General features: G+C 73.7%; 6 protein-coding genes and 3 tRNA genes. 6 read left to right on the top strand and 3 right to left on the bottom strand.

The genetic code is table 11. The annotated features are described in order from the left end of the window. Positions 1 to 82: 82 nt before the first annotated feature. Genes ABZ621_RS15625 through ABZ621_RS15635 form a run of 3 tightly spaced genes read left to right on the top strand, consistent with a single transcriptional unit; the run spans position 83 to position 2,111 of the window. Positions 83 to 439 carry a hypothetical protein gene (locus ABZ621_RS15625; protein ID WP_360604601.1) on the top strand — a complete coding sequence of 119 codons (357 nt, stop codon included), beginning with the start codon at positions 83 to 85 and terminating at the stop codon, positions 437 to 439. A 59-nt stretch (positions 440 to 498) separates the two neighbouring features. Then, positions 499 to 1,275 carry a thioredoxin domain-containing protein gene (locus ABZ621_RS15630; protein WP_360604603.1) on the top strand — a complete coding sequence of 259 codons (777 nt, stop codon included), beginning with the start codon at positions 499 to 501 and terminating at the stop codon, positions 1,273 to 1,275. Next, positions 1,272 to 2,111 carry a cytochrome c biogenesis CcdA family protein gene (locus tag ABZ621_RS15635; protein WP_360604605.1) on the top strand — a complete coding sequence of 280 codons (840 nt, stop codon included), beginning with the start codon at positions 1,272 to 1,274 and terminating at the stop codon, positions 2,109 to 2,111. Before ABZ621_RS15630 ends, ABZ621_RS15635 begins: the two co-directional genes overlap by 4 nt. Before the next feature lie 40 nt (positions 2,112 to 2,151). On the opposite strand, the gene ABZ621_RS15640 is transcribed toward ABZ621_RS15635, so the two are convergent. The 3 genes from ABZ621_RS15640 to ABZ621_RS15650 form a co-directional block, all read right to left on the bottom strand. Continuing rightward, a tRNA-Phe gene (locus tag ABZ621_RS15640) sits at positions 2,152 to 2,225 on the bottom strand. 22 nt (positions 2,226 to 2,247) lie between these two features. Next, positions 2,248 to 2,321 (bottom strand) — tRNA-Asp (locus tag ABZ621_RS15645). A gap of 40 nt (positions 2,322 to 2,361) precedes the next feature. Beyond that, positions 2,362 to 2,434 (bottom strand) — tRNA-Glu (locus ABZ621_RS15650). A gap of 105 nt (positions 2,435 to 2,539) precedes the next feature. On the opposite strand from ABZ621_RS15650, the gene ABZ621_RS15655 reads away from it, so the two are divergent. The 3 genes from ABZ621_RS15655 to ABZ621_RS15665 all read left to right on the top strand — a co-directional run. Further along, a complete protein-coding gene (locus tag ABZ621_RS15655) occupies positions 2,540 to 2,890 on the top strand; it encodes a metallopeptidase family protein (RefSeq protein WP_030496497.1) in 351 nt (116 codons plus the stop codon). A gap of 230 nt (positions 2,891 to 3,120) precedes the next feature. Continuing rightward, complete coding sequence (locus ABZ621_RS15660) at positions 3,121 to 3,858, top strand: hypothetical protein (RefSeq protein ID WP_360604607.1); 738 nt, start codon at positions 3,121 to 3,123, stop codon at positions 3,856 to 3,858. 213 nt (positions 3,859 to 4,071) lie between these two features. Continuing rightward, positions 4,072 to 6,031: DEAD/DEAH box helicase (locus tag ABZ621_RS15665; RefSeq protein WP_360604609.1), on the top strand; the 1,960-nt coding region annotated here is incomplete at its 3' end.

The raw sequence follows: 6,031 nt of genomic DNA on the forward strand, positions 1-6,031 counted from the left end.
AAGCGGCGAACCGATTTACGAAGGGGGGCGGCCGGCGGTGCGTAGTATTCCGGGCATCTGACCCGGACCGGAGAGGTTTCGCATGTTCCGCACCACCCGCGCGTCGGCGGCGCTGATGGTGCTGGCGGCCGTGGTGCTCGGCCTGCTGGTCCGCGGGGCCTCGGCCGGGGGCGGCGGTACGGCTCCGAGCGCGGCGCCGGCCGTCGTGGGCGCGGCCGTGCCGGGGTGCGACCCGGGGCATCCGGCCGACCTGGGCGACGCCGGTCCCGTCGTACCGCCGAGGGCGTCCGGCTTCGCCGAGCTGCTGCCGGCCCTGGGCGCCGACCGGGGGCCGTGCGCGGTCCGGCAGCCCGACCCGCGCGCGCCAGCCGCGCCGTCGGGCCGGGAGCCGCCCGCGCGGGTGCCGACGCCGGTGGAGCTGTCCGTCCTGAGGGTGTAGGAGACGGCCGCCTCCGCCGTCTGTTCCGCTTCCCCTTCCTCCTTCAGGAGCGCTTCCGCATGTCCAAGCCCGTTTCCACGTCCTCCTCCAAGGCCGCCTCCAAGACCAAGCCGGTCCTGATCGTCGCCGGGGTGGCGGTCGCCGCCGCGCTGCTCGGCGTCGTCTCGTTCACCGCCACCAAGCCCTCGTCCCCCGGCACCTCCGGCTCCTCGGCCGTCGCCGAGGTGTCCGCCGACCCGCAGGCCGGGGTGTACGCGGAGCTGGAGAAGTACGCCCGCCGGGACGCGTCCGACAAGCTCGCCCTGGGCCGCGCCGACGCGCCGGTCGTGCTGATCGAGTACGCCGACTTCAAGTGCGGCTACTGCGGGAAGTTCGCCCGGGACACCGAGCCGGCCCTGATCGAGAAGTACGTCGAGAACGGCACCCTGCGCATCGAGTGGCGCAACTTCCCGATCTTCGGCGAGGAGTCCGAGGCGGTGGCCCGCGCCTCCTGGGCCGCCGGGCAGCAGGACCGCTTCTGGCAGTTCCACAAGGCGGCGTACGCGGAAGGGGCCAAGGAGAAGGGCTTCGGCACGGAGCGGCTGGCGGCGCTCGCGAAGGAGGCCGGCGTCCCGGACCCGGCCAGGTTCGCGAAGGACACCGGCAGCGAGGCGGCCCGGGAGGCCGTAAGGAAGGACCAGGAGCAGGGGTACGAGCTCGGCGCCTCCTCCACCCCCTCCTTCCTGGTCAACGGGCGGCCGATCGCGGGCGCCCAGCCCCTGGAGACCTTCACGGAGGCCATCGAGGCGGCGAAGGCGGCGAAGGCGGCGAAGGCGGCGAAGGCGGCCGGGCAGTGACCTCCGGGATCGGCTACTTCGCGGCCTTCCTCGGCGGCCTCCTCGCCCTCCTCAGCCCCTGCAGCGCCCTGCTGCTGCCGGCCTTCTTCGCGTACTCGATCGAGAACCGGGCGAAGCTGGTGGCGCGGACCGCGATCCTCTACGCGGGCCTCGCCACCACCCTCGTACCGCTGGGCGCGGCGGGCTCGCTCGCGGGCCGCTTCTTCTACGGCCACCGGGACCTCCTGGTGGCCGCCGGCGGCTGGCTGATCATCGGGCTCGGCGTCCTCCAGATCCTGGGCCTGGGCTTCGCCTCGCGCCGGATGTCGGAGGCGAGCGGCCGGATCCGCCCGACCTCGGCGGTCTCGGTCTACGCCCTGGGCCTCGTGTACGGCCTGGCGGGCTTCTGCGCGGGCCCGATCCTCGGCAGCGTCCTGACGGTGGCGGCGCTGAGCGGCAGCCCGGCGTACGGCGGCCTGCTGCTCGCGGTGTACGCGCTCGGGATGGCGGTGCCGCTGTTCGCGCTGGCGCTGCTGTGGGAGCGGTACGACCTGGGGCGGCGGCGCTGGCTGCGCGGCCGGCCGCTCCGTATCGGCCGTTTCGAGGTCCACTCGACCTCGCTGGCGTCGGGCCTCTTCTTCGTGGCCCTGGGCACGCTGTTCCTGGTCTTCGACGGGACGACGGCGCTGCCGGGGCTGCTCTCGGTGGACGACTCCTTCGCCGTGGAGCGGCGGGTCGCCGACTGGGGCCGGGCGGTGCCGGACTGGGCGCTGCTCACCGGCGTCGTGGCGGTGGTGGGTCTGGTGCTCGCGCTGCGGGGCCGGAGCCGTACGCGGCGGGCGGAGCAGCCGGAATAGAGGAAGGGCCCCGTTCTCACGAACGGGGCCCTTCTCGCTGTGGCTGGGGCCGGGGTCGAACCGGCGACCTATCGCTTTTCAGGCGATCGCTCGTACCAACTGAGCTACCCAGCCACGAAGCTGTTTCCAGCTTCGGCGACTCTGACGGGACTTGAACCCGCGACCTCCACCTTGACAGGGTGGCGAGCTAACCAACTGCTCCACAGAGCCTTGCTTGTGTGCGAGCACTAGTCTCGCACACGGTTGTGCGTGCCCCCAACGGGATTCGAACCCGTGCTACCGCCTTGAAAGGGCGGCGTCCTGGGCCACTAGACGATGAGGGCTAACGGCCCCACCTGGGCGCTTCTCAGCGCCTCGGGGACGTGAGAAGCATATGGGATGGCGGGCGGTATCGCCAAAACGGTTTCCGGGGAGGGGAGAATGGGCCCGTGCTGGAGATGACGCGCGAGGAGTTCGAGGAGCTTGTCGCCGAGGCCCTGGACCGGATCCCGCCGGAGCTGACGCGGCTGATGGACAACGTGGCGGTGTTCGTGGAGGACGAGCCCTCTCCGGACGACCCGGAGCTGCTCGGGCTCTACGAGGGGACGCCGCTGACCGAGCGGGGGGAGTGGTACGCCGGCGTGCTGCCCGACCGGATCACGATCTACCGGGGGCCGACGCTGCGGATGTGCGAGTCCCGCGAGGACGTCGTGGCCGAGACCGAGATCACCGTGGTCCACGAGATCGCCCACCACTTCGGCATCGACGACGAGCGGCTGCACGCGCTGGGCTACGGCTGAGCCGGATCCGGCCGCCCGGGGGCCGGTAGGGGTTCGGGCGGGGTCCGCCTGTTCGGCTGCTCCGGTCGGGGCCGGTCCGGTCCGGTCCGGTCGGAGCCGGCCGGGGAGGGGCGCGGCCGGTCGATGGGGTCGAACAAGGGTGTCGCCGTGCCGTGTCCCTTGTGACGGCTGGGGAGTTGGGCAGGGGGACGCGTTCCTTTCCCCGCCTTCTGTGTCCTGGAGGTGCCTCCGTGCGCCCTTTCCCCACCCGCGTTCGATGGGCCGCCGCCGCCCTCGCGGTCGCCGCGTGCGCCGGTCTGAGCGGCTGTATGAGTGTCGGCGACGAGAGCGCCCGGCCGGCGCCCGGAACGAGCGGGGGCAAGCCGGGGGCCTCGGCCGAGCCGGACGGGGGCGGTACCGGTGAGCCGGACGGGGGCGGCGGGGCGTACGGCGGCGGCCGCGGCGGGCACGCGGGCGGCCCCGACGCGGCGGGCGGGGGCGGGAAGTCCCCGGTGCCGAGCGGTTCGCCCTCCGTCTCCGCCTCGCCCTCCGGGGACGTGAAGCACCCGGCGCCGGGCGAGCCCGGCGGTTCGCCGCCGTCCAGGACGCCTCCCGCGGGCGGCACGGCCGCCGGCGGGCAGGACGGGACGGGCGGCGCGGCCGGGGGCGCGGGCGGCGGGGAGGCGGGCGGTCCCGGCGGGAGCGGAGGCCCCGGCGGGGGCGGCACGGACGGCGGGGGCACGGGCGGGACCGGCGGCGAGGCCGGAGGCGCTCCGGGCGGGAGCGGGGGCACCCCCACGCCGGAGCCCACGCCGGAGCCGACCCCCACGCCGGAGCCGACCCCGGAGCCGACGCCCGAGCCCACTCCCGAGCCGACGTCGAACCCGAGCGATCCGCCGACCGAGGGACCCTCGACGCAGCTGGGCGGGATGCGTGCGGCCGGGGCGGCCACCGAACCGGCGGCATCGCCGCAGGTCAGCCCGGCGTGAGACGGAGGTCACTCCGATCGGCTTGCCAGCGGTGGGGGAGGGTGCGTATGGTGGTAGATCGTTTGATCCCATTTGCCCGGCGCCACCATCGAAGAGCGCCGTGACTGGCGCGTACCTCTCCCCTTGCCGTGGCTGACCGCATTGAGGCGGTCTTAAGGCGAAACACGGAGTTGACGGGCGCGTGCCGAGACTCCGGAAGGTTTCGCATTTCGCATGTCCATTTCCAGTTCTGACCACACCGTCATGCCCGAGAACGACGAGATCACCGAGATCGCCGAGATCGCGGAGATCACCGAGATCGTCGAGCTGGCCGACGACGCGGAGATCACCGACGAGGCCACCGAGGCCCTCGACGACTCCGACCTGGCCGACGACGCCGACGCCGACGCGGCCCCCGAGATCACCTTCGGTGACCTGGGCCTGCCCGAGGGCGTCGTCCGCAAGCTCGCGCAGAACGGCGTGACCACCCCCTTCCCGATCCAGGCCGCGACCATCCCGGACGCCCTGGCCGGCAAGGACATCCTGGGCCGCGGCCGCACCGGCTCCGGCAAGACCCTCTCCTTCGGCCTCCCGCTGCTCGCCACCCTGTCCGGCGGCGAGACCGAGAAGAAGAAGCCCCGCGGCGTCATCCTCACCCCGACCCGTGAGCTCGCGATGCAGGTCGCGGACGCCCTCCAGCCGTACGGCGACGTGCTCGGCCTCCGCATGAAGGTCGTCTGCGGCGGTACGTCGATGGGCAACCAGATCTACGCCCTGGAGCGCGGCGTCGACATCCTCGTCGCCACCCCGGGCCGCCTGCGCGACATCATCAACCGCGGCGCCTGCTCCCTGGAGCAGGTCCAGGTCGCCGTCCTCGACGAGGCCGACCAGATGGCCGACCTGGGCTTCCTGCCCGAGGTCACCGAGCTCCTCGACCAGGTCCCGGTCGGCGGCCAGCGCCTCCTCTTCTCCGCCACGCTGGAGAACGAGATCGACAGCCTGGTCAAGCGCTACCTGGTGGACCCGGTCACCCACGAGGTCGACCCGTCCGCCGGCGCCGTCACGACCATGACCCACCACGTCCTCGTCGTGAAGCCGAAGGACAAGGCCCCGGTCACCGCCGCGATCGCCGCCCGCAAGGGCCGCACCATCATCTTCGTCCGCACCCAGCTCGGTGCCGACCGCGTCGCCGAGCAGCTGCGCGAGTCCGGTGTGAAGGCCGACGCGCTGCACGGCGGCATGACCCAGGGCGCCCGTACCCGTACGCTCGCCGACTTCAAGGACGGTTACGTCAACGTCCTCGTCGCCACCGACGTCGCCGCCCGCGGCATCCACGTCGACGGCATCGACCTGGTCCTCAACGTGGACCCGGCCGGCGACCACAAGGACTACCTGCACCGCTCGGGCCGTACCGCCCGCGCCGGCCGCTCCGGCGTCGTGGTCTCCCTGGCCCTGCCGCACCAGCGCCGCCAGATCTTCCGCCTGATGGAGGACGCGGGCGTCGACGCCTCGCGCCACATCGTCGGCGGCGCCGGCGCCTTCGACCCCGAGGTCGCCGAGATCACCGGCGCCCGTTCGCTGACCGAGGTCCAGGCCGACTCCGCGAACAACTCGGCCAAGCAGGCCGAGCGCGAGGTCGTCGACCTGACCCGCCAGCTGGAGCGCCTCCAGCGCCGCGCCGTCGAGCTCCGCGAGGAGGCCGACCGCCTCGTCGCGCAGGCCGCCCGCGAGCGCGGCGAGGACCCGGAGACCGCCGTCGCCGCCGTCGCCGAGGCCGCCGAGGCCGAGGTGGCCGCCGCTGCCGTCGAGGCCGAGCGCGTCGCCCGCGAGGAGCAGCGCCGCGAGGAGCGCCCGGCCCGCGACGAGCGCGGCAACTACGAGCGCCGTGACCGTGGCGGCGACCGTGGCGGCTTCCGCCGGGACAACGACCGTCCGTCCTTCCGCGACCGTGACGACCGTGGCGGTGACCGTGGCGGCTTCCGTCGCGACGACCGTCCGTCGGGCGGCTTCCGCCGGGACAACGACCGTCCGTCCTTCCGCGACCGTGACGACCGTGGTGGCGACCGTGGCGGCTTCCGTCGCGACGACCGTCCGTCGGGCGGCTTCCGCCGGGACAACGACCGTCCGTCCTTCCGCGACCGTGACGACCGTGGCGGTGACCGTGGCGGCTTCCGTCGCGACGACCGTCCGTCGG

The organism is Streptomyces sp. NPDC007863, from assembly GCF_040633895.1.
Lineage (GTDB): Bacteria > Actinomycetota > Actinomycetes > Streptomycetales > Streptomycetaceae > Streptomyces.